General features: G+C 69.3%; 26 protein-coding genes and 1 tRNA gene. 10 read left to right on the top strand and 17 right to left on the bottom strand.

All coding sequences use genetic code 11. From position 1 onward, the window contains the following. Window positions 1-211: 211 nt before the first annotated feature. The 7 genes from QFZ75_RS18920 to QFZ75_RS18890 all read right to left on the bottom strand — a co-directional run bounded on the left by QFZ75_RS18920 (window position 212) and on the right by QFZ75_RS18890 (window position 4,173). Window positions 212-1,078, bottom strand: a complete 867-nt coding sequence (locus QFZ75_RS18920) for an RNA polymerase sigma factor SigF (protein ID WP_307538444.1) — start codon at window positions 1,076-1,078, stop codon at window positions 212-214. A 262-nt stretch (window positions 1,079-1,340) separates the two neighbouring features. Further along, window positions 1,341-1,634 (bottom strand): Dabb family protein, encoded by a 294-nt coding sequence (locus QFZ75_RS18915; RefSeq protein WP_307538442.1) that lies wholly within the window; start codon window positions 1,632-1,634, stop codon window positions 1,341-1,343. A gap of 86 nt (window positions 1,635-1,720) precedes the next feature. Beyond that, window positions 1,721-1,900, bottom strand: coding sequence for a hypothetical protein (locus QFZ75_RS18910; RefSeq protein WP_307538441.1), 180 nt, complete (start codon window positions 1,898-1,900; stop codon window positions 1,721-1,723). 298 nt (window positions 1,901-2,198) lie between these two features. Then, window positions 2,199-2,283: transfer RNA gene (locus QFZ75_RS18905), tRNA-Ser, on the bottom strand. 220 nt (window positions 2,284-2,503) lie between these two features. Continuing rightward, the gene (gene tadA, locus QFZ75_RS18900; RefSeq protein ID WP_307538439.1) at window positions 2,504-2,935 is read right to left on the bottom strand and encodes a tRNA adenosine(34) deaminase TadA; all 432 of its coding nucleotides are present in this window, start codon (window positions 2,933-2,935) and stop codon (window positions 2,504-2,506) included. Between the two features lie 56 nt (window positions 2,936-2,991). Continuing rightward, complete coding sequence (locus tag QFZ75_RS18895; RefSeq protein WP_307538437.1) at window positions 2,992-3,546, bottom strand: hypothetical protein; 555 nt, start codon at window positions 3,544-3,546, stop codon at window positions 2,992-2,994. A gap of 444 nt (window positions 3,547-3,990) precedes the next feature. Beyond that, on the bottom strand, window positions 3,991-4,173 hold the full coding sequence (locus tag QFZ75_RS18890; RefSeq protein WP_307538435.1) for a hypothetical protein: 183 nt from the start codon (window positions 4,171-4,173) through the stop codon (window positions 3,991-3,993). Between the two features lie 162 nt (window positions 4,174-4,335). On the opposite strand from QFZ75_RS18890, the gene upp reads away from it, so the two are divergent. Then, window positions 4,336-4,971, top strand: a complete 636-nt coding sequence (upp, locus tag QFZ75_RS18885) for a uracil phosphoribosyltransferase (protein ID WP_307538433.1) — start codon at window positions 4,336-4,338, stop codon at window positions 4,969-4,971. Window positions 4,972-5,101: 130 nt separating this feature from the next. On the opposite strand, the gene QFZ75_RS18880 is transcribed toward upp, so the two are convergent. The 5 genes from QFZ75_RS18880 to QFZ75_RS18860 form a co-directional block, all read right to left on the bottom strand. Continuing rightward, window positions 5,102-5,743: a LytR C-terminal domain-containing protein gene (locus QFZ75_RS18880; protein ID WP_307538432.1), complete on the bottom strand. Its 642-nt coding sequence runs from the start codon at window positions 5,741-5,743 to the stop codon at window positions 5,102-5,104. A gap of 87 nt (window positions 5,744-5,830) precedes the next feature. Beyond that, the gene (locus QFZ75_RS18875; RefSeq protein WP_003955420.1) at window positions 5,831-6,127 is read right to left on the bottom strand and encodes a type II toxin-antitoxin system VapB family antitoxin; all 297 of its coding nucleotides are present in this window, start codon (window positions 6,125-6,127) and stop codon (window positions 5,831-5,833) included. Window positions 6,128-6,608: 481 nt separating this feature from the next. Then, window positions 6,609-6,758: a hypothetical protein gene (locus tag QFZ75_RS18870; RefSeq protein WP_307538430.1), complete on the bottom strand. Its 150-nt coding sequence runs from the start codon at window positions 6,756-6,758 to the stop codon at window positions 6,609-6,611. Between the two features lie 61 nt (window positions 6,759-6,819). After that, window positions 6,820-7,302, bottom strand: coding sequence for a hypothetical protein (locus tag QFZ75_RS18865; RefSeq protein ID WP_307538428.1), 483 nt, complete (start codon window positions 7,300-7,302; stop codon window positions 6,820-6,822). Between the two features lie 295 nt (window positions 7,303-7,597). Continuing rightward, window positions 7,598-8,398, bottom strand: coding sequence for a siderophore-interacting protein (locus tag QFZ75_RS18860; RefSeq protein WP_307538426.1), 801 nt, complete (start codon window positions 8,396-8,398; stop codon window positions 7,598-7,600). A 76-nt stretch (window positions 8,399-8,474) separates the two neighbouring features. On the opposite strand from QFZ75_RS18860, the gene QFZ75_RS18855 reads away from it, so the two are divergent. The 4 genes from QFZ75_RS18855 to QFZ75_RS18840 all read left to right on the top strand — a co-directional run bounded on the left by QFZ75_RS18855 (window position 8,475) and on the right by QFZ75_RS18840 (window position 15,125). Beyond that, window positions 8,475-11,459 carry a GNAT family N-acetyltransferase gene (locus QFZ75_RS18855; RefSeq protein ID WP_307538424.1) on the top strand — a complete coding sequence of 995 codons (2,985 nt, stop codon included), beginning with the start codon at window positions 8,475-8,477 and terminating at the stop codon, window positions 11,457-11,459. 21 nt (window positions 11,460-11,480) lie between these two features. After that, a complete protein-coding gene (locus QFZ75_RS18850) occupies window positions 11,481-11,960 on the top strand; it encodes a cupin domain-containing protein (protein ID WP_307544592.1) in 480 nt (159 codons plus the stop codon). Continuing rightward, window positions 11,957-12,820, top strand: a complete 864-nt coding sequence (locus QFZ75_RS18845; protein WP_307538422.1) for an SDR family NAD(P)-dependent oxidoreductase — start codon at window positions 11,957-11,959, stop codon at window positions 12,818-12,820. The genes QFZ75_RS18850 and QFZ75_RS18845 overlap by 4 nt, the downstream gene beginning before the upstream one ends. A gap of 145 nt (window positions 12,821-12,965) precedes the next feature. After that, window positions 12,966-15,125 carry a copper resistance CopC/CopD family protein gene (locus QFZ75_RS18840; RefSeq protein ID WP_307538421.1) on the top strand — a complete coding sequence of 720 codons (2,160 nt, stop codon included), beginning with the start codon at window positions 12,966-12,968 and terminating at the stop codon, window positions 15,123-15,125. 73 nt (window positions 15,126-15,198) lie between these two features. Here the strand turns inward: QFZ75_RS18840 and QFZ75_RS18835 are convergent, their stop codons facing one another. Next, window positions 15,199-16,272: an aldo/keto reductase gene (locus QFZ75_RS18835; protein WP_307538419.1), complete on the bottom strand. Its 1,074-nt coding sequence runs from the start codon at window positions 16,270-16,272 to the stop codon at window positions 15,199-15,201. 110 nt (window positions 16,273-16,382) lie between these two features. Between QFZ75_RS18835 and QFZ75_RS18830 the strand changes: the two genes are divergently transcribed. After that, the gene (locus QFZ75_RS18830; protein WP_307538417.1) at window positions 16,383-17,432 is read left to right on the top strand and encodes an AraC family transcriptional regulator; all 1,050 of its coding nucleotides are present in this window, start codon (window positions 16,383-16,385) and stop codon (window positions 17,430-17,432) included. Window positions 17,433-17,454: 22 nt separating this feature from the next. On the opposite strand, the gene QFZ75_RS18825 is transcribed toward QFZ75_RS18830, so the two are convergent. Together QFZ75_RS18825 and QFZ75_RS18820 are read right to left on the bottom strand one after the other, a co-directional pair. Continuing rightward, window positions 17,455-17,598 carry a hypothetical protein gene (locus QFZ75_RS18825; protein ID WP_307538415.1) on the bottom strand — a complete coding sequence of 48 codons (144 nt, stop codon included), beginning with the start codon at window positions 17,596-17,598 and terminating at the stop codon, window positions 17,455-17,457. Between the two features lie 171 nt (window positions 17,599-17,769). Beyond that, complete coding sequence (locus QFZ75_RS18820) at window positions 17,770-18,171, bottom strand: hypothetical protein (RefSeq protein ID WP_307538414.1); 402 nt, start codon at window positions 18,169-18,171, stop codon at window positions 17,770-17,772. 417 nt (window positions 18,172-18,588) lie between these two features. On the opposite strand from QFZ75_RS18820, the gene QFZ75_RS18815 reads away from it, so the two are divergent. From QFZ75_RS18815 to QFZ75_RS18800, 4 genes are all read left to right on the top strand, one after another. Then, entirely contained in the window at window positions 18,589-19,665 is a 1,077-nt protein-coding gene (locus QFZ75_RS18815; RefSeq protein WP_307538411.1) for an MrcB family domain-containing protein, read from the top strand. A gap of 366 nt (window positions 19,666-20,031) precedes the next feature. Further along, window positions 20,032-20,370, top strand: coding sequence for a type II toxin-antitoxin system RelE/ParE family toxin (locus QFZ75_RS18810; RefSeq protein ID WP_307538409.1), 339 nt, complete (start codon window positions 20,032-20,034; stop codon window positions 20,368-20,370). A 30-nt stretch (window positions 20,371-20,400) separates the two neighbouring features. After that, window positions 20,401-21,513 (top strand): ImmA/IrrE family metallo-endopeptidase, encoded by a 1,113-nt coding sequence (locus QFZ75_RS18805; RefSeq protein ID WP_307538407.1) that lies wholly within the window; start codon window positions 20,401-20,403, stop codon window positions 21,511-21,513. Between the two features lie 407 nt (window positions 21,514-21,920). Beyond that, the gene (locus QFZ75_RS18800) at window positions 21,921-22,859 is read left to right on the top strand and encodes a hypothetical protein (protein ID WP_307538406.1); all 939 of its coding nucleotides are present in this window, start codon (window positions 21,921-21,923) and stop codon (window positions 22,857-22,859) included. A 140-nt stretch (window positions 22,860-22,999) separates the two neighbouring features. Here QFZ75_RS18800 and QFZ75_RS18795 read toward each other — a convergent pair whose 3' ends face one another. Next, window positions 23,000-24,247: an XRE family transcriptional regulator gene (locus tag QFZ75_RS18795; RefSeq protein ID WP_307538404.1), complete on the bottom strand. Its 1,248-nt coding sequence runs from the start codon at window positions 24,245-24,247 to the stop codon at window positions 23,000-23,002. Between the two features lie 158 nt (window positions 24,248-24,405). Continuing rightward, entirely contained in the window at window positions 24,406-24,741 is a 336-nt protein-coding gene (locus QFZ75_RS18790) for a winged helix-turn-helix domain-containing protein (RefSeq protein WP_307538403.1), read from the bottom strand. Between the last annotated feature and the right edge of the window lie 16 nt (window positions 24,742-24,757).

The raw sequence follows: 24,757 nt of genomic DNA, 5'->3' as shown, positions 1-24,757 counted from the left end.
GACGCTCCCGTGTCAGGAACGCAGCCTCCACCTGAATACCGGAGGCGGGGCCGCGGCAAACGCTTCACCGGAAGAATGTCACATGTCGGCAACACGCTGTAGTGACATGTCGACACAAGAGGGGTGAATAGGCCCTGGAAAAAGGGGGTCTGACGCTTTTTCGACGTAGAAATGTCGGGAAAAGCTCTTGGAGGTGATTCGCTCTCCGGAGTTACGCCTCGATCCTGTTTGCGGACCGCAGCCTGGCGAAACTTCGGGCGAGGAGCCTTGACACGTGCATCTGCGAGACGCCCAGTTCCGCACTGATCTGGGACTGCGTCAGATTGCTGTAGTAGCGCAGCAGAAGGATGCGCTGTTCGCGTTCGGGAAGCTGGACGAGAAGGTGCCGTACGAGGTCGCGGTGCTCCACGCCGTCCAGGGCCGGATCCTCGAAGCCGAGCCGGTCGAGCAGGCCGGGCAGTCCGTCGCCCTCCTGGGCGGCCTCCAGGGAGGTCGCGTGGTACGAGCGGCCGGCCTCGATGCAGGCCAGCACCTCGTCCTCGCCGATACGCAGCCGCTCGGCGACCTCGGCGGTCGTGGGGGTGCGCCCGAAGGCCGTCGTGAGGTCCTCGGTGGCGCTGTTCACCTGCACCCACAGCTCGTGCAGCCGGCGCGGTACGTGGACCGTGCGGACGTTGTCGCGGAAGTACCGCTTGATCTCGCCCACCACGGTGGGCATCGCGAAGGTCGGGAACTGCACGCCGCGGTCGGGGTCGAAGCGGTCGATGGCGTTGATCAGGCCGATCGTGCCGACCTGGACGACGTCCTCCATGGGCTCGTTGCGGGAGCGGAAGCGGGCGGCCGCGTACCGCACCAGCGGGAGGTTCGCCTCGATCAGCGCGGCCCGTACGCGGCCGTGCTCGGGGGTCCCGGGCCGGAGGTTCTTGAGTTCGCCGAAGAGGACCTGGGTCAGGGCCCTGGTGTCCGCCCCGCGGCGGCGCTGCGGACCGGGTTCCTGGGAATCACCGGGTTCGTCGATCCGTTCGACCGCCTGCGGCTTCTGCTGGGGAGGTGCTTGAGGCGCGGTACTGGCCGGCACGGTCAACTCCACCTCTGGGTCCGTCAACCCGGGAAAACACAAGTCCGAACGATGCTCGTCAGACACATGCGTCAACTCATCGGTCAAAAGCGGTCATAGCATCACAAGACATGTGCACTGTGTGCAAGCACCCCATCACTCCGTGTTGAGATCCGGGCGAGGGTCGTACGGCCGCCCGGCCTGGCCCGGACACGCGACAGCCCTCCGCCGTTCGGGCGGAGGGCTGGTGGCAGCTCGACGGGCGGCCGGTGGCCGGCGGCGCTCAGTACTCGTAGTCGGCGATCACCCACGTGGCGAACTCACGCCACAGGGCGGCGCCCGCCTGGTGGGCGGGGTGTTCGAGGTACCGCTTGAGCGCGTCCGTGTCCTCGACCGCCGAGTTGATCGCGAAGTCGTACGCGATGGGCCGGTCGGTGATGTTCCACGCGCACTCCCAGAACCGCACTTCCGGGATCTGCCCGCCGAGCGCGCGGAAGGCGGCGACGCCCTCGACGACGCGGGGCTCCTCCCGCCCGACACCTTCGTTGAGCTTGAAGAGGACCAGGTGGCGGATCACGGACACTCCCGGGGCGGTGAGGCGACAGGGCGGTGAGGCGACAGGGCGGCAGCCCCGGTCCTCCGGTTCCCCGGTCCCCGGGCTCCCTAGTCCTTGGCGCCGTCGGCGATCCACGTCATGAAGTCACCGACGGACTGAGCGGCGTTCGAGATGCCCTCGAACCCTATCTGGACGTAGTCCGCCGCCTTCTCGGGATCGGTGATGATCACGTACAGCGCGAAGACCACGAGTACGTAGACGGCGATCTTCTTCGCATTCACCGCCACCGCGGCCTCCCCTGTGCCTGCCCGTGTCCGCGGCGCCCGCCCACCGTGCCCGCTGCGCCCGTTGTGCGCGCTGTACCTGCTGAGGCCCCTGTTGTCGGCGGTGAGTGTAACCCGGGCAACAGATCCGACGATCTTTCGATCCCATCTCGTACCTCATGCCTCGTGTCCCGCGGCTTCGCGCCCCGTGCCGCGCGGACGTCGGGAAAGGGCGCCGCGGCAGGGGATCCCACCCGGCCCCCCGACCTGCACGGAGAAGCGCGAAGGGCCCGATCCAGTGGATCGGGCCCTTCGTCTACCGCGGTAGCGGAGGGATTTGAACCCTCGGTGACTTGCGCCACACTCGCTTTCGAGGCGAGCTCCTTCGGCCGCTCGGACACGCTACCGAGAGAGATCCTAGCCCACGATGGGCCGTGCTCGGAAATCCGTATCCGGGGGCCGGCTCGGGGCTGATCCTGGGCTGGTCCTGGGTCGGCCCGGGGTCGGTCAAGGCCGGATCGAGGGCGGATCAAGGCCGGATCGAGGCCGGATCGAGGGGGGAGCGAGAGCGGTCCGGGCGGGTGGGACGTGGCGGGACGTGGTGGGGCGGATGGTGCGGGGGGATGTTCAGCGGTCGCGGAAGAAGTCCGTGAGCAGCCGGGCGCACTCCTCGTCCAGTACTTCCGCGATCACCTCCGGCCGGTGGTTGAGGCGGCGGTCGCGTACGAGGTCCCAGAGGGAGCCGGCCGCGCCCGCCTTCTCGTCCCGGGCGCCGTAGACGACCCGGTCCACACGGGACTGGACGATCGCCCCGGCGCACATTGTGCAGGGTTCGAGGGTGACGACGAGCGTGCAGCCGGTCAGCCGCCACTCGCCGGTCCGGGCGGCGGCCCGGCGGAGCGCCAGCACCTCGGCGTGGGCGGTCGGGTCACCGGCCGCCTCGCGCTCGTTGTGCCCGGTGGCGAGCACCGTCGTGCCGTCCGGGGACAGTACGACGGCGCCCACGGGGACGTCCCCGCCGCGGCCCGCCAGCGCGGCCTCGTCGAGGGCCCGCCGCATCGCGGGCCGCCACCGGTCGCGTACGGGGTCGTGTTCCTCCTGGGCGTGCGGGGTGGTCAGCGGACGGCCTCCAGGACCTCTGCCGCCCCGAGGACCTCGGCGATCTCGCCGAGTGCGTCGGTGCTGTCCAGGGCCAGCAACTCCTTCTTGTCCACGCCGAGATCGGCGAGGACCTCGCGGTCTCCGATGGGTCCGGACGGCACGATCTGTCCCTTGGAGGTGGTACCGACGTCGTCCTCTTCGTCGTCGTCGGCCTCGTCCTCGGGTTCACCGTCCTCCGTGCCGTCGAGGTCGAGGGATTCCAGGTCGACGACGCCGTCGTCGCCGGGATCCCTTCCGAGCAGTTCGTTCGTGAGCAGGATCTCGCCGTACGAACTGCGGGCAGCGGCCGCGGCGTCCGAGACGTAGATGCGAGGGTCCTCCTCGCCGTCCACGCGGACGACTCCGAACCACGCGTCCTCCTGCTCGATGTAGACGAGCACCGTGTCGTCGTCGACCGAGGCCTCACGGGCCAGGTCGCTCAGATCCGACAGGGTCTCCACATCGTCGAGCTCTGTGTCGCTCGCTTCCCACCCGTCTTCGGTGCGCGCGAGCAGTGCGGCGAAGTACACCGTGACTCTCCCACTGGTCCTAGGCGTGCCGGTTGGGGGTCCTCCCGGCGGAGGTCGTGGACGGGGGTTGGGTGCTCCGAGCCCCGCCCACTCGGAATCGTGGCAGAAACAGAGCGTTCAGGAGAGGTCTTCGGCTCGCTGTGTCCCGGTCGCGTTCTCACGCCGGGTCGCGTGGCGCGTGCGTCACGCCGCCGTACGGCCTCACCTGGGCGCCCGGCGCCCACCGACAGCGGGATCGTACGCCGCCGGAACTCCCGCCCCGCACGCGCCTGTCCGCACGCGCCCGTCCGGGTGTGCCCGGCGGGTCGCACGACGACCCCACGACGCCACCCACGACGACATCCGATGACGACACCCACGACACCCGCGACACCCGCGACGGGCTTGCCGAACCGGCAACGGCCTGTGGTCGCTGCCCGCGGACCCGGAGGGGGCAGCCGTTCTTCACCAGCGGAACGTGCGCATGCGCATCGCATGCCGCAGGCGGGCCGTTTTCGCACGGCGCGGCTGCACCCTGTCGCGCAGCTCGCGGGCCTCCTTCAGTTCCCGCAGGAACTGGGCCCGGCGCCTGCGGCGCTGAGCGTCGCTCTCCAGGTCCGTCCGGTTGCTCTGCTCCGAGTCCGGCATCGGCAACACCCCCAGTCAGGTCCCTCCCACTTTCCCTCCGGCGGGCGGTTTGATGCCAGCGGAGGTTTGCGCGGTGGCAGCGGCGAAGATTCCGGAACGTTCCGGAACCCGCTGGTGACGGGCGAACGGGCGGCCGGCACGGGCCCGGATACCCTTGGGAGCATGCGTCTCCACGTCGTCGACCACCCTCTGGTCGCTCATAAGCTCACCACGCTGCGCGACCGCCGCACCGACTCCGCGACCTTCCGCCGACTCGCCGACGAGCTGGTCACCCTGCTCGCCTACGAGGCCACGCGGGACGTGCGCACCGAACAGGTCGACATCGAGACCCCGGTGTCCGGCACCACGGGCGTCAAGCTGTCCTACCCGCGGCCCCTCGTCGTACCGATCCTGCGGGCCGGCCTCGGCATGCTCGACGGCATGGTGCGCCTCCTGCCGACCGCCGAGGTGGGCTTCCTCGGCATGATCCGCGACGAGGAGACGCTCCAGGCGTCCACGTACGCGAGCCGTATGCCCGAGGACCTCTCCGGACGCCAGGTGTACGTCCTGGACCCGATGCTGGCCACCGGCGGCACCCTCGTCGCGGCGATCCAGGAGCTGATCAAGCGCGGCGCCGACGACGTGACGGCCGTGGTCCTCCTGGCCGCCCCCGAGGGCGTCGAGGTGATGGAGCGCGACCTGGCGGGCGCCCCCGTCACGGTCGTGACCGCCTCGGTCGACGAGCGCCTGAACGAGCACGGTTACATCGTCCCGGGCCTCGGTGACGCGGGCGACCGCATGTACGGTGCGGCCGAATAGCCGAATAGCCGAATAGCCGAACGGACGGGCTGGAGGACGGACGGACCGAAGGACTGACGGGCCGGTGGGCTGACGGGCCGATGGGCTGACGGGCCGGGTGGCCAAGTGGGCCGCGGCTCTTACGCGCCCGTCAGCAGTCCTTCTTCGTCGTCGAGGGCGCCGGCGCGGGCTCGGCCAGGGTGGTCAGGGCGTTGTCGGCGTCCTTCTCCGTCGTCAGGGTCTTGAAGGCCTTGCCGAGGATCAGGTCGACCTCCGCGGGCTTCGCCCGGGTGTCGGTCTTCGTCTCGGCGCCGGCGAGCTGGGTCCCGAGGACAGGGAGCGCGGCGTCGGCCGCCGCCTTCGCACCGAGCACCACGCCCGGTCCGTCGACCTTCTTGTCGTACGTCTTGGTGGCGTTGCCCACCTCGCCGATCTTGAACCCGCGTTTCTTCAGCGCGTCCGCGACGTCCTTGGCGAGGCCCGAGCGGGTCGTGGCGTTGAAGACGTTCACGGTGATCTGGCCGGGCTTCGGCACGGCCTTGACCGGCTTCGCGGAGGACGAGGGGGAGGGCTTGCACCCCGGCGCCGAACCGACCGCCGACGCCTTGTCGCCGCCGCCCGTGAAGACATCGATGAGCTGCAGGGTTCCCCAGCCGGCCAGTCCGAGTGCGGCGACGGAGGCGACAGCCGCGAGCACGATCCGGCGGCGCCCCCGGTCCTTGCGCATCCGTGGGTACTTGTCCCCCGTGATCCGGTACTGGCCGCCCATGCCAGGGGGAGTGAGCATGCTCATGAGCGCAGCGTAATGCGCCAGGGCCGCAATGCCTACTAGATGATCATTGACTGATCGTCAGACCAACCCGAAAGGGTCAACCCGGGGTCAGCCCAGTTCGAGAACGCGGGCGTGCAGTACCTGGCGCTGCTGCAGCGCGGCGCGGACGGCACGGTGCAGGCCGTCCTCCAGGTACAGGTCGCCCTGCCACTTCACGACGTGCGCGAAGAGGTCGCCGTAGAACGTGGAGTCCTCGGCGAGCAGTGTTTCCAGATCGAGCTGGCCCTTGGTCGTCACCAGCTGATCGAGGCGGACCGGGCGCGGCGCGACGTCCGCCCACTGCCGGGTGCTTTCCCGGCCGTGGTCGGGGTACGGCCGGCCGTTTCCGATGCGCTTGAAGATCACACGGAAAGCCTACCGGTCAAGAGCTTCCGGGCGCAGCCATGGCGCCGGAGTGCGGCGCTGGAAATGACGTCGTAAATATGTGCAAACCGGTAATTCTCCTGGATCACCCGTTCATGATCGATTCGGAAACGGGCGGGAAGGGGCCCTGGATGGATGCGGGACGAGTGAGGGACGAGTGCGGGACGGCTCCGGGCGGACCGGGGGCAGGGCCTGAAGTGACGGATGTGACGGACGTGACGGACGGCGAGTCGCTGCTGCCGGGGCCCGGGTGCCCCGGGGCCTCGAACTGGAACCGCCCGAACTGCGGGATGAGCCGCAGCTCTTCTTCGGCGACGCGTCGAAGGCGTTCCCGAACTCCGTCACGCAGACCGTCCGGCTGATTCGCTCGAAAGAGGCCGAGGTTGAGGCCCAGGCCGAGGTCGAGGCTCAGGACAGGGGCGGAGACGGCGGAGGCGGATCGGTCCGCCTCCGCCGGACGGGCTCAGCCGCGTTCGGGTTTCCCGGACCGGGTCCGCCGCTCCGGGGCGGGCTTCGGCGCGCCCCGGCCGGGTTCGGAGGGCGGCTTCGGGGCGTTGCGGAGGGACTCGGCGCGCACCAGGGCGCGCAGGATCGCGTACGGGTCCTTCGGCATGGAGGGGTTCCTCTCGTGCTGCTGGCTGTAGGTGGGGGGTGTCCGGTCGGAACCGGGCTCCTCAGCAGCGGAGGACCATGCAGCGCCGGGCGCGCGGGGAGGGGGCGTGGTGGGACGCGGGGAGGGAGCGGACCCGCGGGCGCGGGCGCTCGGCGGCGGACCGGTGCGCGGGGCGCAGGGGAACGAGCGGGCGGTGGCCCTGGCGCGCGACCGGACGGAGAGCGGTGTCCAGGAGGTCGTGCGGGTGCTCCAGACCGGACTCGGTGGAGACGGCGGCGGGCGGCGCCGTACGGGAACCGGTGTGACCACCCGCGGACCCCACGACGCACAGCGCGCACAGCAAGGCCGCGAGCACCACGAGGAGCCGCTGCTGGGCAGACTGCGCGGCGGACCGCGGGGTGGGCCGCCGGGTGGGCCGGACGAGCCCGGCGGCACCGGAGGGCCGGGCGGGCCGGGTGTTCCGGGCGAGGCGGGCGGTCCGGGCAGGTCGGGCGGCCCGGGCGGGGCGGCGCGGTGTGCGCGGGGCGAGCCGGTGGGACCTCATCGAGGAGCTTGTCCCCGGCCGGGGCACCAGGTGCACCGGCCGCACCACGAGAACCGCTCACTTGGCGTACGCCGGATCTCGGCGACACCACCTCCGCCGCCCCGGCCTCCGGTCGTCGACGCCCGCCGGCCGAACGGCATTCCGACGGGTGCGGTGAACGACATCCCGACGGGTGTGGTGAACGGCATTCTGTCGGGTGCGGCGAGCGGGCCGCGCCCGGAGGGTCCGTCGTCCTCGGGCCGCAGGGTGAGACGGGGAGGGCGACGTCCGTGCGCCGGTCGTCACGCGTGCGGGTTCAGGCCGCCCGCCAGTACCCCAGCGCGTTCACCCGCTGCTTCGGCAGGGCCAGTTCCTTGCGGAAGTACGCGGACAGCGACCGGGTCGTCGCCGTGTCGCAGGCGATCCACACATAGGGGTCGGCGGTCTCCGCCAGCAGCTCCGGCACGGCCGCCCGCACCTGGGCCACCAGGTGCGCGCCCCGGTCGAGACGGGGGACCGTACGGAGGTCGTGGCGGGCCGGGTCCACCCGCAGGGGCAGGCCGTCCGTACCCCGGACGGCCCCGTCCGCGGTGCGGCCGGCGGTCTCGAACCAGATCGTGGCCGGCGCCGGCCCCACCGCCTCCAGGAGGGAGTTGAGGGCGGGGAGCGAGGCGGTGTCGGCGATGGCCAGCACACGGGACGGGGCCGGCGCCGGGTCCGTGAAGGCCGTGCCGTGGACCGTCGCCTCGATCGTGTCACCGGGCTTCGCGGCCCGCGCCCAGTCGCTCGCGACCCCGTCGTGCAGCGCGAACTCCAGGCCGAAGGTCCCCGCGGCCGGATCGGGGTCCACCAGCGTGTACGCGCGCTGGTGCGGCCGGCCCGCGTTGTCGAACCACAGCCGGACCCACATCGTCGGGTGCACCCCGGTCGCCGCGAGCATGCCGCCGTCGGTCACCCGCAGTCGCCGGTAGTGCGGAGTGACGTCCTCGGCCCGTGTGACCGTGAACACGAAGTCCTTCGCCCGCAGCAGTCTGAGGACGGTCCCCTCCCAGCCGTGCCCCTGCCCCGGCTTCTGTCTTTGTCCTTGCCTCTGTTCCTGTCTCTGCCCCTGCCCCATGAAGTTTTCACCCCTCGCGTACGATTTCGGCCATTGAGTTAGGTGAGCCTAACCTAAATGGAATGGGAGACGCAGGGTGACCGTCGAGATCCACCGTGACGCCTGGGGCGTACCGCACCTCCGTGCGGACGACGTGCTCGAACTGGCCCGCGCGCAAGGGCTGGCCACGGCCCTCGACCGCGCCTGGCAGATCGAGGTGGAGCGGCACAGGGCGCGCGGCACCTCGGCCGCGTTCCTCGGCGCGGACGCCCTGGCCTGGGACCGGTTCGCGAGACGGGCCCTGCTCGACGACACGGCGAGACGCTGCTTCACGGCCCTGGAGAGACGGGACCCCGGGACGGCCGCCTGGGTCCGGGCGTACGTCGACGGGGTCAACCAGGGCCTTGCCGAAGGGGCCCGCCGGGCACCCGAGTTCGGGGCCGTCGGGCTCGCGCCGGGCCGGTGGGAGCCGTGGACGCCGATGGGTGTCTGGCTCGCCACGCACATCCTGTTCGCCGGTTTTCCGGCCAAGCTGTGGCGGGAGGAGGTCGTACGCCATCTCGGGCCGGACGCCGTCGGGCTGTTCGCCACCGACGGGCCCGGGACCGCCGGCAGCAACGGCTGGCTCGTCGGCGGCGAGCGCACGGCCACCGGATTCCCGGTCCTCGCGGGCGACCCGCACCGTTTCATCGAGGCGCCGGGCGTCTACCAGCAGATCCGGATCGCCTGCCCGGAGTTCGACGTGGTGGGCCTGGCCGTGCCGGGCGTCCCCGGCATCGCCCACTTCGGCCACACGGGCACGGTGGCCTGGTCCATCACCAACGCGATGGCCGACTACCAGGACCTGTACCGGGAGCGGCTGCGGCGGACCGGCACCGGGACGGGACAACTGGTCGAGGCGCTCGGCCCGGACGGGGAGTGGCACCCCGCGTCCCACCGCACCGAGACGGTCGAGGTGGCGGGCGGCGCCCCCGTCGAGGTGGAGGTGATCGAGACCGACCGGGGACCGGTCGTCATCGGCGCCGACACCGCCGACACCGACACCGACACCGGTTGTGACACCGGCATCGGCTGCAATACCGGCACTGGCACCGGCACCGCGTCCGGCTCCGGCTCCGGCCTTGACGGCCCCGATCCTGACGACTCCGCCCCCGGCGGCTCCGCCGGACCCATCAGCCTCCGCTACCCGCCCCGGGTGACGGCGGACCTGGGCTTCGGCGCACTCCTCCCCCTCCTCCGCGCCCGCCGGGTCGCCGACGTGGACCGCGCCTTCGACGACTGGGCCGAACCGGTCAACGTCGTCCAGGCGGCCGACACCGAGGGCGGCCTGCTCCACCGCGTCGCGGGCCGGGTGCCGGTGCGGGACCCGGCGAACGGCATCCGGATCGTCAACGCCTGGGAGCCCGGACACGAATGGCACGGCTGGTACGCGCCCCTGCCGCGCGGCACGGTCGACGACGGCATCGCGGTCATGGCCAACCAGCGCGGCCCCGCCACCCCGCTCGGTGTCGAGTTCGCGCCGCCCCACCGGGCCGCCCGTCTGCGCGCGCTCCTGGCTCCGCGGCGGGACTGGCGGGCCGCCGACATGGCCGCCCTCCACATGGACACCCATCTGGCCTCCGCGGCCCCGCTGCTGGACCGGATCGCCGCCCTCGACGGCCTCTCCGCCGACGCTGTCGCCCTGCGCGAGCGCCTACGGAACTGGGACCGTCAGATGGCCGCCACCAGCGGGGAAGCGGCCGCCTACGCGGCGGTCCGCAGCGCCGTCGTACGCCGCCTCGCCGCCCACCCCGCCCTGGCGCCGCTCACCGAACCCCCGTCCTACCCGCCGGTGTTGAGCCCATGGCTCGCCCTCCTCCCGCGCGTCGCCCACGCCCTGGAGAACCTCCTGAAGGCGGAGAGCCTGTACGGGATCGACCGCGCCGAGATCGTCAGGGCGGCCGTGGAGGAGGTCGCCGCGGACCCGCCGCGGGGCACCTGGGGCGACACCCACCGCCTCGCTCCGTGGCGGGCGCTGCCGGACCCGGCGTACGACCGGAGGGAACCGGGGCTCTCCGGCGACCACGACTGCGTGCTGTGCACCTCGGCCGTGCCCGGCCTCACCGACCGGTCCGCGCGGGGCCCCGCCGCCCGTTACGTGTGGGACCTGGCACGGCGCGCGGACAGCCTCTGGGTGGTGCCCTTCGGCGCCTCGGGCGTACCGGGCTCACCGCACCACCGCGACCAACTGCCCCTGTGGCTCGGGGGAGAACTCGCCCCCGTGGTCACCGACTGGAACCAGCTCACCATGAGGGACGAGGACAACGACAGGATGCCGAGGACGACAGGGATGACAGAGGCGACGGGGACGGCAGAGACGACGGGGACGGCAGAGACGACGCGGGCGACAGGCACGGCGCGGGCGACAGGCACGGCTGGGACGTCGTACGCGGTCGGCCGCGACCGGACGGCCGTCCACCAGGAGGACGTCGAAGGGCTCGGCACCGTCCGTGTCGTGCCCGTGGACCCGGAGGCCGACCTGGACGTGCTGCACGACTGGGTGACGGCCGAGCGGGCCCGGTTCTGGGGCATGGGCGGCTTCAGCAGGCAACAGGTGCTGGAGACGTACCGCCACCTCGGCTCGCTCGACACGCACCATGCGTACCTCGCCGTCCTGGACGACGGGCCGGCCGCCCTCTTCCAGACCTACGAACCGGCGGCCGACCGTGTCAGCGAGTGCTACGAGGTGGAGCCGGGCGATATCGGCGTACACCTGCTGATCGGTCCGGCCCCCGGGGGCGCCGGCCGGGCCGGCTACAGCACGGCTCTGCTGACCGCCTTCACCACGTACGTCCTGCGCGTCCTGGACCGGCGGCGGGTCGTGGTCGAGCCGGACATCCGCAACGAGCGGGCGATCGCACGGCTGCTCCGCCAGGGTTTCGTGCTCGGCCCGCCGGTCGTGCTGCCGGAGATCGACCTCCCGGAGGTGCACCTGCCGGAGAAGAAGGCGCAACTGGCCTTTCTCGACAGGGACCGCGTCCGTGACAAGGACCGTAGGGACCGTGTCCGTGACAAGGACCGTGTCCGTCCGGAGGCCGTATAACGTCGGCGGGTGGTCAACGACATCACTCCCGAAGCCCTTGTCGCGCACTACCGGCTGGAACCCATCCCCGAGGAGGGCGGTCTCTTCCGCCGTACCTGGGCAGGCCCCGAACGGCCCGACGGCCGACCGGAGGGCTCCGCGATCGTGGCTCTCCTGACCTCCCGGCCCGGCGACTTCTCCGCCCTGCACCGCCTCCCGTCCGACGAGACCTGGCACTTCTACCTGGGCGATCCGCTGGAACTGCTGCTCCTGTCCCCCGACGGAACGTCCCGTACGGTCCGGCTCGGCCCGGACGTCCTCGGCGGCCAGCACGTCCAGTTCACGGTGCCCGCACGCACCTGGATGGGCGCGCGGGTCGCCGCGGACGGGGCCTGGTCGTTCTTCGGGTGCACGATGGCGCCCGGCTTCACCTACGAGGGGTACGAGCACGGGGACGGGACCGAGCTCGCCGCCCGCTACCCGGCGGAGGCAGCGCGGATCGCCGCACTGAGCCGCCCGTGACCGGCGACGCGGTCGACCCCCGCGCCGACCCCCGTGCCGACCCCCGTGCCGGCCTGCTCGACGGTCAGGTGGCGCTGGTCACCGGTGCCGGCGGCGGCATCGGGCGGGGGATCGCCCTGGGGTTCGCGGCGGCGGGAGCGGCCGTCGCCGTCCACTTCCGTACGGACGAGGAGCCGGCCCGTGACGTCGTCGCCCGCATCACGGACTCGGGCGGACGCGCGGTGGTCCTGCGGGCCGACCTGACCGTGGAGTCCGAGTGCCACCGGGTGGTGCGCGAGGCCGCCGACTGGGGAGGCGGCACGCTGACGGCGCTGGTCAACAGCGCGGGCGTACAACCGGTCCAGGAACTGCCCGGCATGACGGCGGCGGACTGGCGGGCGGTGGTCGACACCAACGTCTCGAGCGTGTTCGCCTGCACGCAGGCCGCTGCCGACGTGATGCGAGGCGCCACCGATGTCATGCGGGGTGCCGCCGACGTCACGCGGGACGCGGGCGAAGGCCATGTGCGCAGCATCACCCACATCGCGTCCATCGAGGCCACGCACCCCGCTCCGCTCCACGCGCACTACTGCGCGTCGAAGGCGGCCGTCGTCATGCACGCGCGCGCGGCGGCCCTGGAGTACGGTCCCTACGGCATCCGCGTCAACACCGTCTCGCCCGGGCTGATCGACCGCGAGGGCCTCGCGCAGGCGTGGCCCGAGGGCGTAAGGCGCTGGCAGCAGGCGGTTCCCACCGGGAGGCTGGGGCGCCCGCAGGACGTGGCCGACGCCTGCGTGTTCCTCGCCTCGCCGATGGCCTCCTGGATCACCGGACACGACCTGGTGGTGGACGGAGGGGTCTCGGCGCGGCCCACCTGGTGAGCAGGTGTGGACGCAGACGCAGACGCAGACGCAGATGCGGGTGCGGGTGCGAGCGCGGACGGTGTTGAACAACGTGCCGCGTACATCCGTACCTCCACGAACAGCACCACCAGTACCGCGAGGGTGAGAAGCAGGGAGAGGCGACGTGGGTCGACTGCGCCGTACACACCGGGTACCGCGGGCAGTACGGGCGTCGCGGTCGGTGCCACCGCGCCGGGCCGCCGTCCTCGTCACCCTGCTGGGCACGCTGCTCCTGCTCCTGCTGGGCGGCGCGACGTCCGTGTCCGCCCATTCGGCGGTGCGGGACACCGACCCCCGTGAGGGCTCCGTCCTGAAGTCCGCGCCGCGCGAGGTCACCATGACCTTCACCGAGTCGGTCGGCATCACGGACGACTCGCTGCGGGTCCTCAGCCCAGAGAACCGCCGGGTGAACGCGGGCGACACCGAGCACGTCCCCGGCCACTCGGACAGGGTGCGGGTCAAGCTCCGCGACGATCTGCGGGACGGTACGTTCACGGTCGCCTGGCGGGTGGTCTCGGCGGACAGCCACCCCATCTCCGGTGCCTTCACCTTCTCCATCGGCGAGCCCTCCGAGACGAGCGCCGCGATATCCGCCGAGCCGGCCGTGAACCCGGCCTCGGGCGCCCTCTACGACATCGCCCGCTACGCCGCGTACGCCGCCGTCGCCCTGCTCATCGGCGTGGCCGTGTTCGTCCTCGCCTGCCGCCCGCCCGGCGCGCGGCCGCTGCGCGGGCTCGTCCGCGCCGGCTGGTGGACCCTCCTCGTCACCACGGTCCTCCTCGTCTTCTTGCGCGGCCCGTACGAACGCGGCACCGGCCCGTCGACCCTCCTCGACCCCGACCTCATCGGGAACACCCTGACGACCAGGCCCGGCTGGGCGCTGCTCGCGCGGCTGGTGCTGCTGGCGGGGGCGGCGGTCTTCCTCGTACGCACGGAGGCCGCGCTGCGGCGGTCGCCGGAACCGGAACCAGAACCGGAGTCCGAGTCGGAACCGAAGCCGGAGCCGAAGCTGGAGTCCGAGCCGAAACCGGCCGTGCTGGCGGTCGGCGGGGTCCTGGCCGTCGCCCTGGCAAGCACCTGGGCGGTCGCCGAGCACGCGTCCGCGGGCATCCAGGTCCCGGTGGCGATGACCTCCTCCGTACTGCACCTGCTGGCGATGGCGGTGTGGCTGGGCGGTCTCGGGGCCCTGCTCACCGCGCTGAACCGGTCACAGACGCCGCTCCCGGCCGCCTGCGTGCACCGCTTCTCACGCCTCGCGTTCCTCTCGGTCACGGTCCTGGTGCTGACCGGCGTCTACCAGTCGTGGCGCGGGCTCGGCTCGTGGGACGCGGTGTTCGACACGTCGTACGGCCGGATCCTGGTCGCGAAGGTGTGCGCGGTGGCGCTGCTGCTGGCCGCGGCGGGCTTCTCACGCCGCTGGACGGCCCGGCTGGCCGAGGGGCACGCGGTACAGCCACTCGAGGCGCGCGTGCCGGAGCCGGCGGGGGTGGCGGCGGGCGGCGGCGGGACATCGGCGGCGGTCGCGTCCGCGAACCGGGTCCAGGCCGAGATCGGAGCCGGAGCCGGAGCCGGAATCGGAGCCGGAGCCGGAATCGAAACCGGAGGCGGGACCGGAACCGGAACCGGAGCCAGGGCCGGGACTGCCGGGCCCGGCGGTACGGAGCCGCCCCCGGGCTCCGCGGCGAAGGCCGCGGTGGAACCCGAGGCGGACCCCGCAGTGGACTCCGCAGCGGATCCCGCGACGGGGCCCGGCGCCGGCTCCGTACCGCCGGGCCCCGGTGTCCGCCACCGCGCCCTGCGCCGCTCGGTCCTCGCCGAGGTCGTCGTGGGGGTGGCGGTGCTGGTCGTCACGACGGTGCTGACCGGCACCCAGCCCGGCCGCGCCGAACTCGAGACGGCGGCCCGGTCCGGCGAGAGCGCGGACGCCGCCGGACAGGGCCCGACCGCGTCCACGACCCTGATCCCCTTCGACGTCGGCACCCCGGGCGGTCACGGCAAGGTCCAGATCGTGCTGGAACCGGGCCGCGTCGGCGAGAACAGGGTCGAGGCGGTCGTCATCGGCCCCGACGGAGGCATCGCCACCGTCCCCGAGATCAGACTCTCCTTCACCCTCCGGTCCCAGAAGATCGGCCCCATCGACGCCGGCCTCACCGACCAGGGCGGCTACTGGGGGACCCAGTCCCTCAGCCTGCCCCTGGCCGGCACCTGGACGATGAAGGTCACGATCCGCACGTCGGACATCGACCAGGTGTCGGAGACCCGCCAGGTGAGGATCGCCCGCTGACCTAGCTTGCTGACCTCGCCCGCTGACCTCGTGCGAGGGCCGCCGGACGCCAGACGCCAGACGCCGGGCGGTGTCACCAGGTCGGCATGATCGCCTCGGGGTAGCGGGACCCGGCCGCCCCCTCGGGCAGGATCTCCTGGACGCGGGCCAGGTCCTGCGCGCTGAGGGCCACGTCCGCCGCGGCCACGTTCTCGGCGAGGCGCCGCGGACTGCGGGTGCCCGGGATCGGCACGATGTCGTCGCCCTGGGCCAGCAGCCAGGCCAGGGCCAGCTGCGTGACGGAGATCCCCTTGCCGGCCGCGAGCGCGGTCAGTTCGCGGACGGCGGTCAGGTTCCGCTCGTAGTTGCCGGGCTGCCAGCGGTCGTCCCAGCTGCGCATGTCGTCGGCCGGATACTCGGCGGCGGGCTTCACGGCCCCGGTCAGGAAGCCCCGGCCGAGCGGCGAATACGGTACGAACCCGATGCCGAGCTCGCGTACCACGGGCAGTACGTCGGCCTCCACGGCCCGCTCGAACACGGAGTACTCGGTCTGCAGCACGGACACCGGGTGGACGGCGTGGGCGCGCCGGAGCACATCGGGGCCGGCCTCGCTCAGACCGAGGTACCGCACCTTGCCTTCGGCGATCAGTTCGCCGATCGTGCCCGCCACGTCCTCGATGGGTACGTCCGGGTCGACGCGGTGCTGGTACAGCACGTCGATGTAGTCGGTGCCGAGGTGGCGGAGGCTGTTCTCGGTGACCTTGCGGATGTGCTCGGGGCGGCTGTTCAGGGCGTACCCCTCGGCGTTCTGCGGTGCGTCCATGTCGAAGCCGAACTTGGTGGCGATCACGACCTCGGAGCGGATGTCCCGCACGGCACGGCCGAGCAGCTGCTCGTTGCTGCCGGTGCCCAGACCGTAGAGCTCGGCGGTGTCGAAGAGGGTGACGCCGAGTTCGTAGGCCCGGCGGACGGTCGCGATGCTGCCGGCTTCGTCACCGGTGCCGTAGGCCATGGTCATGCCCATGGTGCCGAGCCCGACGGCACCGACGGCCAGTCCCTGGCGCCCGAGCGCACGGACCGGCAGGCCGTTCCCGTCCCGCTGCGCATCGCCCTGCTGCCTGCTGTCCTGCCGCTTGTCGTCCTGTTGGTGATTGCCCTGCTGTGTCATGCGGTCAACGCTAGGAGCGGAGACGAGGCGGGTCATGGGCCGCCGACCGCATAGGATTGCCTGATCCTCTCAGGCATCTGACCTGGGGTGGTTCCCCGCAGGAGGCGCGCATGCTGGACGAGCTCGCCGCGGTCATCGCGCGGCACGGCGGCGACATGTGGTCCGACACGGCGGTGCCACGCCAGCGGCTGGTGACGCTCGACGAGCCCGTCACACCGCTCGACCTGCTGTACGAGCCGATGATCTGCTTCATCGTCCAGGGCTCCAAGAGCAGTGTCGCGGGCGATCTGAGCTGGACGTCGGGGAGCGGGGAGGTGTTCCTCAACTCGCTGGTCCTGCCGGTCACGGCCACGTTCGAGGAGGTGCCGTACCGTTCGGCGGTGCTGCGCCTGGACGGCGGCATGCTCGCCGAACTCCTGTTGCGACTGGACCCGGACCCGCAACCGGACCCGCAACCGGACCCGCAACCGGACCCGCAACCGGAACCGGAACCGAAGCTGGAGCTGGAGCTGGAGCTGGAGCTGAAGACGGTTCCGGTGCCGGCGCCGGCACCGGCACAGGCCGGTACGGACGCGGACCGGCACCGACGTGGGCCGGCTCCCGGCCCGACTCCCGGCCGGAGCGCCGCCGGCCGGCTCACCGCGCCGATGACCCCCGAGCTCACCGACGCGGTCACCCGCTGGGTCCGGCTGCTGGACACCCCGCAGCACATCCGCGCCCTGGCGGGCCCCATCGAGACGGAGATCCTCTACCGGCTGCTCGGCAGCACCCTGGGTCCGGCCCTGCGGCACTTCACGCTGGCCGACTCGGCGGCGGCCAGGGTCCGTACGGCGGCCCGGTGGATCTGCGCCCGTTACGCCGAGCCGCTCGCTGTCGACGAGATCGCGGCGACGGCCCACATGAGCACGGCGAGCCTGCACCGCCACTTCAAGGCGGCGACGGGTATGAGCCCGCTCCGCTTCCAGAAGCACCTGCGCCTCCAGGAGGCCCGCCGGCTCCTGCTGGCCGGTGACACCACGGCGGCCCTGGTCGCGGAGAAGGTCGGCTACGTGAGTGCGACCCAGTTCAACCGCGAGTACCGCAGGGCGTACGGTCTGCCCCCGGTCCAGGACACGGCCCGCCTGCGCGACCGGCTGGCGGGCGCGGGCCGGGGAGCGTAGACCGGCGCCACCCGGTCCACGCTCACCGGAGGCCCCAGTGGGCGAGGGTGCGCGGGACGGCGGAGGTCCGGGCGAACCCCTGGTCGCCGAGCAGGTCGCGCACCTCGCCGTTGAAGCGGTCGATCTCAGGCCGGGCGACGGACCCGGCCGCGCTGAGCCGTGCCACGAGCGCGGTGACGGCGGACTCGCACAGCCCCCAGGGCCCCGGTGGGCGGCCCGCTGCAAAACGACCGCGGTGCCGGACCGGACGCAAGGGGAGCAAGAGACGCAGGAGGCGGATGCCGCAGCCCCTCGGGCGACCCCGCACGGCGAGGACAGCGAGGACGGCGAGGACGGCTCACCAGTTCCGCCACTGGTCCGTGAGCTCGTGCCGACCGAGCCCGCGCCCGGCGGTCAGGGCTACGACGTCGACTCCCCGCCCGGTGAGCGCCTCTTCGATGTAGGCGCACAACCGCTCGCGTTCATCGGTCTCGAAGGCACACTCACCGTGAGCCTCGTTCACGGCGTTCAGAGCCAGGACGACGCGCTCCACCACGGCGAAGACCCGTGCGTCGCCCTCTTCGGCGAACGCGGACAACTCGGCCTCGAACACGTCGAGAACGGCATCGGTCTGCGACAGGAGCTCTTCGGGGAACAGCTCGACCATGCACGCGCGGTCGGGATCCAGAATGCCGGCGGCAAGCTCTGCGGCCTCCTCGGCCACATGCCTGCGCCAGTGCTCCGTCGGTCTCTCAGCCATGGAGCGGACCGTAACGCGCAGGTCTGACAACGGACCCGCGTTCGCGCGGCAGCCCGAAACCCTCTGATCCATGGATTCCTTCAAGAAACGTCGAAGGGCCCCACTGCGAACAGTGGGGCCCTTCGACGTTAGTGCCCGGTGAGGCACTGGCGGAGGATACGAGATTCGAACTCGTGAGGGGTTGCCCCCAACACGCTTTCCAACTGTCCGCACTGACGTACAGCAGCGTTCGCAGGGGTCCGCGGGGCAGGTCAGCGCTGCTACGTGGACGGTGGCGAACGTGGGTGACCGTCGGCGTACTGGACAACGATCAGGACAACGGACGCCGAAACTCCCGCCGTCCAACTCTCCCTCCCACAGGGGCAGGACGGTTATTTCGGTGTGGTGTTGTCAGTGGTCGCCCCTAGCATCTGGCGTATGGAGCTTGGTGACTACCTCTACAAGATCGGCACGACCTTTGGGGTTGGTGACGACCAAAGCATCAGCAGCGACGTAGCGCGCCTGATCCGGGCCGCCTCTACGGAAGTTGGGCACTTGGTACCTGGTGGCTACCTGGTTGTGGGGAGCCCCGGGAAGGGCAACCTTGCTGTCTGCCCCTGGGTTTCGATCTTCGACCCGGATGAGACGACGACAGCCACCCGAGGGATGTACCTCGTCTACCTCCTTGCTGAGGACAGGAAGACCTTCGCGCTCAGCCTGAACCAAGGCGTCACGGAGATCACCAAGGCACTTGGCGCGCGTGAAGCACGTATGAGGTTGGCCGCCGAAGCGGCGGCCATCCGCGACGCTCTTTCTACCGACGCCAAAGCCGGGTTGAGTACGACCATCGATCTTGGCGGGCGCTCCGGCCTGCCCCGTTCTTACGAGGCTGGGAACCTCTTGGCCATCACCTATGAGGTCGCCGCTCTGCCCAGCGAGCAGACCTTGCGTGCAGATCTAGCCCGCATGATCACGCTGTACCAGGAAGCCTTGGCCGTCCGCGAAGAGGTACGCCAGACCACGCGCGACACCATCGTCACCGTGGTCGCACAGCCGCCCACCAAGGCGACAGAACTGCTACTGCACTTCGCACCTAAAAGCGATGCCGAGTACACACAGACGGTCGTGGCCCGCAAGCTGCGCAAGAGCCGAAGTCACGAAACTCTCGTTGCTCGGTACGGCCAGTTCCTGCGTGACCGACAGGTGGACGTCGGAACGAACGTCCACCCACGCGACATGGTGATCATCAAAGACGGTGTGCACTGGCTTGCTGAAGCCAAGTTCATCAGGCGCGGCAACGCCACCGGGGCGGTACGCGAGGCTCTAGGGCAACTGGCGACCTACGCCTTCTGCCTGTACCCGCACGACGCTCAACCCCGGCAGTTGGCGCTGTTCTCCGAGCCGGTCGGCGAGGTCTACACACGGCTTCTGGAGCACTACGGTATTGCGGCTGTGTGGCCTACAGACGAGGGGTGGGCCGGGTCCCCGACTGCGCTAGCTGCAGGACTCGCGTGACGTCGCTCCCGGATCCGGGAGCGACGTCTTGAGTGTCTGTCGGCTTGTGCTGTGACGACGCGGTACCCCGCCTGTAGTCGACGGGCAGAGGGCTGTCGCAGGTTTCAAGACCAGCGAACGGCTGGGCAAAAGTAACCCGTGACCTGCTAATACACCTACCCCATCCACACTCTGCCCCGCCGACTAACCGCAGGCCTCATACGTCAACTCTGAGGGCGGTGTTGATGGTGAACGCCCAAGTTACTGTCGAGTTACATTATTACTCACCGCTATCACCCGATACGATGTAGTGATCTTGGGCCGCCGGCCGGCCCTGGTCTCGATAGAGTGAACGTTTACCGGTTCGGTAAACGTTGACCGGGGGCGGTGGGTACACTGGAAGTGCTGTATGCAGATCGGAAGCTGAGCAAGATCTGCGAATCGGAGCGGGAGATGTGTCGAACCTACGGCCCGTCCCTGTCAGGCAAGATCAGTCAGCGGCTCGCAGCTCTGCGCGCAGCAGAGACCCTGGAGGACATGCGTCCTCCGATGCCCGGGAAGTGCCACGCACTGCATGGCAACTACGACGGCTGCCTGTCTTTGCATCTGAATGCCAACTGGCGGCTGATTTTCTCGCCGACCGAATACGCAGAGGACGAGCAGGGCGGACTTGATTGGTCAAGCGTCACGTCAGTCACCATCGAGGAGATTGAAGACTATCACTAGCGAGCAGTATCCGGACTGGGGGTTGAGCAAGTGAGTAGTAGTGCTGTCCGAGAACTGTACGCCGCTGGCGAGCCAGACTACGCAGTCCCGCCCGGGGCAACCATTCTGGAGTTCCTAGAAGACTCCGGAATGACCCAGCGGGAGTTCGCCTTGCGAGCAGATTTGAGCACCAAGCATCTCAATCAGCTGGTTAAGGGAATCGTGTCCTTGTCGCCGGACGTTGCGGAACGTTTGGAGAACGTGACAGGGATCAAGGCCCGTTTCTGGAACCGGCTAGAAGCTGATTATCAGTCGACTCGGAAGCGGCTTCGGGAATCTCGCGATCCGGAAAAATTTGGCGCCTGGTTCAAGTCACTTCCTGTCAAAGAGCTGGTGAAGCGTGGACAGATTCCCGGCGAACCGTCCGACGGTGTGAGTCGCTGGGAACAGCTTTTGGCGTTCTTTGGAGTTTCTAGCCTAGAGGCATGGGCTGAGCTCTACGAAAAGCCAGCAGCAGCCTTCCGGCAAACAAAGGCATTCGAAGCCAAGGTGGGGGCTGTGGCTGCATGGTTGCGCCTTGGGGAGGTCGCTGCTCAGGCAGTAGCATGTGACCCGTTCGACAAGCGCGGGCTGATGGAAGATCTTCCTAAGTTGCGCTCGTTGACGGTCCTTCCGCCACAGGATTTTGAGCCTGAGCTAGTCAAGATTTGCGCTAGTCGCGGTGTTGCCGTGGTATTCGTGAAGGAAATCGCAGGGAGCCGTGCCTGTGGCGCAACACGATGGCTTTCGCCTCAAAAGGCAGTAGTTCAGCTCAGTCTAAGGTACAAGACTGATGATCAATTCTGGTTTACGGTTTTTCATGAGCTTGGCCACGTGCTTCTGCACGGGAAGCAGGAAGTTCGAGTAGAGGCCGACAAGCGTGCAGAGTCGGAAGAGCCGCAAGAGATTGAGGCTAACCAATTTTCTCGCGATCTTCTGATTCCTCCCAATCACTCCAAGAGGCTGGATTCTCTGCGCTCTATCGAATCTGTACGCAACTTCGCCCGAGAAATTGGTGTCGCACCCGGGATCGTTGTAGGGCGATTGCATCATGAGAAGAAATGGCCTCACCGTAACGGAAACGGGCTAAAGCGCAAGTTTGAGCTAGTGGAAGACTATTCCTGATCAAGATCAGGCTTAGGCTGCCACGAAAGATTTGAACGAGAAAAGAAACAGAAGGGCTCTGTCCAATGGGACCGAGCCCTTCTTCCGTGGCAACGGTCCGCGTGGCCGTGCGGGTGTTCAGGAGGAAATCGGCAGGTCAAGCGGGACGCGCGTACAGCGGTGAACAGCGGCGGCCGTTGGTGCACTAAACAAAGGGCAGGACAACGCGCAGACGTGAGTCGAGATCCCGCTTCGTACGCGATGTAGGGAGCGAGCCGTCGCGGGCACGCCGCTCCACGCCTGGGTGGTGGTGGCTGCTCGTAGGCTTGCCCCACTGTAGAAGCCCTGGGGGACACATGAATTCTGCCGGCCAACCGTCGTGGCGCCACCCGACTTTGAGGCTGCACTACCTACACGTCGAACGGCGCGTGACCGAGGCGCAAGCGGGAGCAACTGAGTTGGGGCTCCATCTCGACGCGGACACCATACGCTCCGCGCTGGCCTATGAGCGAGGCATGCTCCCTATCCTGGCATTTAAAGTTGCTGCCGTCTCGAATGCATTCCTAATGGTGTTGATCGCTGGGAATCGCGCGTCGTGCAGGCCCGGGGGATATTTGGAGCCGACTCCCACGGGGGATTGCGCAGGGGTGTGGGCGAGTTGGTCCGCCCAGTTGGTGCCGCTCAACTTCCTATTGGCGCTGGTTATTGTCACGGTGTGGTTCACCAGTGCATCCGAGGGTTGGAGTATTCCGCGCTGTTCAAGGCCGATATACCCGCTACTCAGCCTGCTGGCTGCAAGCGCAACCGTCGCTCGTCCTGCTACGCGATACACCGAAGCCATCAAGCTCAGCCAAAGGGTCTCCCTCTTGGGTCTTCCGTTGAGGACGTTCGCCGGCAACGCCGCTTCGGATTTCGGGAAGCGGCGTGCGCTGCGACGCGATCTGAGGACGCACCTGAACCGCGTTGACGCTGCATTCATTCAGGCGGCAGACCAGCTTGCCGGAAATCGCGCAGCGGCCGCACTCCGGCTGGCGGAACTTTCGGCTCTCACCGCCAACAACATCGCCGCTGGTCGATTCACCGCGGTACTGCCTACAGAAGCACTTCCCGAGGTGGACTCGATTGAGCCGGACAGGCTAGATGGGCGCCGTTTGGCAACCGCCTGCTTGTGCGCGGCAGTAATCGTGATTCTCGTCTTCTCTGCTCTGTCCCCGTTGGGGGTGCCCGTGGAACTCCTCGTGCCACTAGCCATGGTGATGTTCCTCATCCTCGTGTACACATTGCTCGCTTTCCGTTTCGGGTTGTCAGAGGCCACGCGGCTGACCCGGAGCATCGGCGGATTTTTCTCGGCGAGCCCACCTGTGTAGGCCGATTGCGCTGAAACGGGCGTTAGACATCCCAGCAGTCCGGCGCAACCTGAAAGTCAGATAGAGAGATCCTGAAAATTACTAGGCAAACCGAAACGGGCGCGTCTCGAAGTAGAGGGCGCGCCCGTTGTCTGTGCCGCTCAGGTAGGGAGAAATCCCGGCTTCTCTCTGCCCAGGTCTTGCAGATGGTTCAGGTAGTCCTGCGCAGCCGGTTCGGTGCTGTAGCGCTGCCTCATGACGGCCGAGAGTTCTCGGCTGGTCATGATCAGGGATGGGACAGACTGACGCTGGCCCTGTAGGGCGCGCTCGCCGTGAAGGACAGCTTGTTCGAGGTCGCCCTCTCGTGCTGAGGCGACCCCTAGGGTTACCCGCGCTTCGGCGTTCCGCATGGGCGACCGCTCCGTGCCGTCGAAGTCGGTTCCCGCACGCAGAACCTCATCCGCGAGGGTCCGCGCAAGTCGGTCTTCCCCGACCAGTCGATAGCAGTCCATCGCGTAGAAGTCGAACTTGGCGGGGTCGACGACAAAGTGGTTGTCCAGGTTCTCGGGATACGGCATTCCCTCTAGCAGCCGACGCCCCTTGTCGAGGGCCACCTCAACCTGTCGACGGTCTCCGAGTCGCGCCCAAGCCTTGGCTTCCTGGCCAGCGAGCTGCACGGCGACACCGTGATGTGCTGCTGTCTCTGCCCCGGCTTGCGCTGCCGCGATGACCCCGCGGTAGTCGCCGGTTGTGAGAGCGAACCACGCCCGCATCTCGTGTGCCCAGCCCGCCACCTCGGGGTGGTCGGACTCGGTTGCGAGCGAGAGAGCGGCACGCCGCGTTGACTCGGCCGCGTGGCGGTCACCTGTGTCGTACTCGACGCAGCCGACCAGCAAAGCGAGCCAACCCGACAGCGCGAGCACCTCGCGATGCTGGGCAAGCGTGAGGCTCTTCGTGTGCAGGTCAACAACGCGGCGGAGCCACTGCCGACCCTCGATAAGAAGCTGGGCACTCGGCATGAACGGGTACTCGGAGCAGAGTCGGTCCGTGGTGATCCGGAGCGCATCGAGCGTCGCGCTGTCGACGTCGGACCGGTTCAGGCGACTCACGATCTCTAGAGTCTCCATTCCGCTCGCTGCCAAGATCTCCTTGTCTCCGTCCCGACGAGACGGAGCAGGGAAGAGGGCGTGCGTCACTGTGCCGAACACGGCCGCGATGATCGGTTGATAGAAGTCGTTCGGTGCCTGGCCGGACTCCCAGCGCTTCCACTGGCGAATCATGCTGTCGTCTGCCGGCAGTTCCGTGGGGGCATGCGCACGCAGGGCCCTGACCGCGTCACGCTGTGACCAGTCGCGCGCCTGTCGTTCGGCAGCGATACGTCGTGCCCATGCGGGCCTGTCGTCAGTCATGCGCCCTCCTCCGAGTGCCTACTCCGAGTCTCACGCACGGGCAGGGGGGACAGGGAAGGGGACAAGGGGGTGTCACTGGGCATGTCCCCGCCCCCTTCCCGCCGTCCCCTTGCTGTCACTTACCTCACACACTCCGTTACTCCCATGCTGGTTACAGATCAAGCGCCACCCGGTGCGGAGCGGCTTTCCAGCGCTTCGAGTCGTTCGGTCAACGTCTTGAGTTGGGAGCGGATTTCCTTGATGTCATCACGTACGTCGTCACCCGGCGCAGACCCGTCATTGACGAAGTTGCCCAAGTTCCCCGCCGACACGATCAACCCCTCAGTCCGGAGTGCGGCTAGCCCGTTCTGGATGGTCTGGCTGGCGTACCCGAAGCGGTCCATCAGCTCTCGCTGAGACGGGAGTTTTTCTCCCGGCTTCATCTTTTTGATGTCGTTGCGGAGCGCGTCTGCGACCTGCACCGCTTTCGGCTTGGGCCCTCCCGTGACAGTCATCCCTAGAGGGTACCCA

The organism is Streptomyces sp. V3I8 (assembly GCF_030817535.1).
Lineage (GTDB): Bacteria > Actinomycetota > Actinomycetes > Streptomycetales > Streptomycetaceae > Streptomyces.
This window is presented reverse-complemented; position numbering and strand designations above follow the sequence as displayed.

Excerpts from the sequence above, each read along its gene's own strand:
- QFZ75_RS18835 (WP_307538419.1), bottom strand. The coding sequence starts at position 16,272 with ATGACACAGCAGGGCAATCACCAACAGGACGACAAGCGGCAGGACAGC.
- QFZ75_RS18795 (WP_307538404.1), bottom strand. The coding sequence starts at position 24,247 with ATGACTGACGACAGGCCCGCATGGGCACGACGTATCGCTGCCGAACGA.
- QFZ75_RS18860 (WP_307538426.1), bottom strand. The coding sequence starts at position 8,398 with ATGGGGCAGGGGCAGAGACAGGAACAGAGGCAAGGACAAAGACAGAAG.
- QFZ75_RS18830 (WP_307538417.1), top strand. The coding sequence starts at position 16,383 with ATGCTGGACGAGCTCGCCGCGGTCATCGCGCGGCACGGCGGCGACATG.
- QFZ75_RS18890 (WP_307538435.1), bottom strand. The coding sequence starts at position 4,173 with ATGCCGGACTCGGAGCAGAGCAACCGGACGGACCTGGAGAGCGACGCT.
- QFZ75_RS18815 (WP_307538411.1), top strand. The coding sequence starts at position 18,589 with ATGGAGCTTGGTGACTACCTCTACAAGATCGGCACGACCTTTGGGGTT.
- QFZ75_RS18790 (WP_307538403.1), bottom strand. The coding sequence starts at position 24,741 with ATGACTGTCACGGGAGGGCCCAAGCCGAAAGCGGTGCAGGTCGCAGAC.
- QFZ75_RS18820 (WP_307538414.1), bottom strand. The coding sequence starts at position 18,171 with ATGGCTGAGAGACCGACGGAGCACTGGCGCAGGCATGTGGCCGAGGAG.
- upp (WP_307538433.1), top strand. The coding sequence starts at position 4,336 with ATGCGTCTCCACGTCGTCGACCACCCTCTGGTCGCTCATAAGCTCACC.
- QFZ75_RS18865 (WP_307538428.1), bottom strand. The coding sequence starts at position 7,302 with ATGAGGTCCCACCGGCTCGCCCCGCGCACACCGCGCCGCCCCGCCCGG.
- tadA (WP_307538439.1), bottom strand. The coding sequence starts at position 2,935 with ATGCGGCGGGCCCTCGACGAGGCCGCGCTGGCGGGCCGCGGCGGGGAC.
- QFZ75_RS18880 (WP_307538432.1), bottom strand. The coding sequence starts at position 5,743 with ATGAGCATGCTCACTCCCCCTGGCATGGGCGGCCAGTACCGGATCACG.
- QFZ75_RS18870 (WP_307538430.1), bottom strand. The coding sequence starts at position 6,758 with ATGCCGAAGGACCCGTACGCGATCCTGCGCGCCCTGGTGCGCGCCGAG.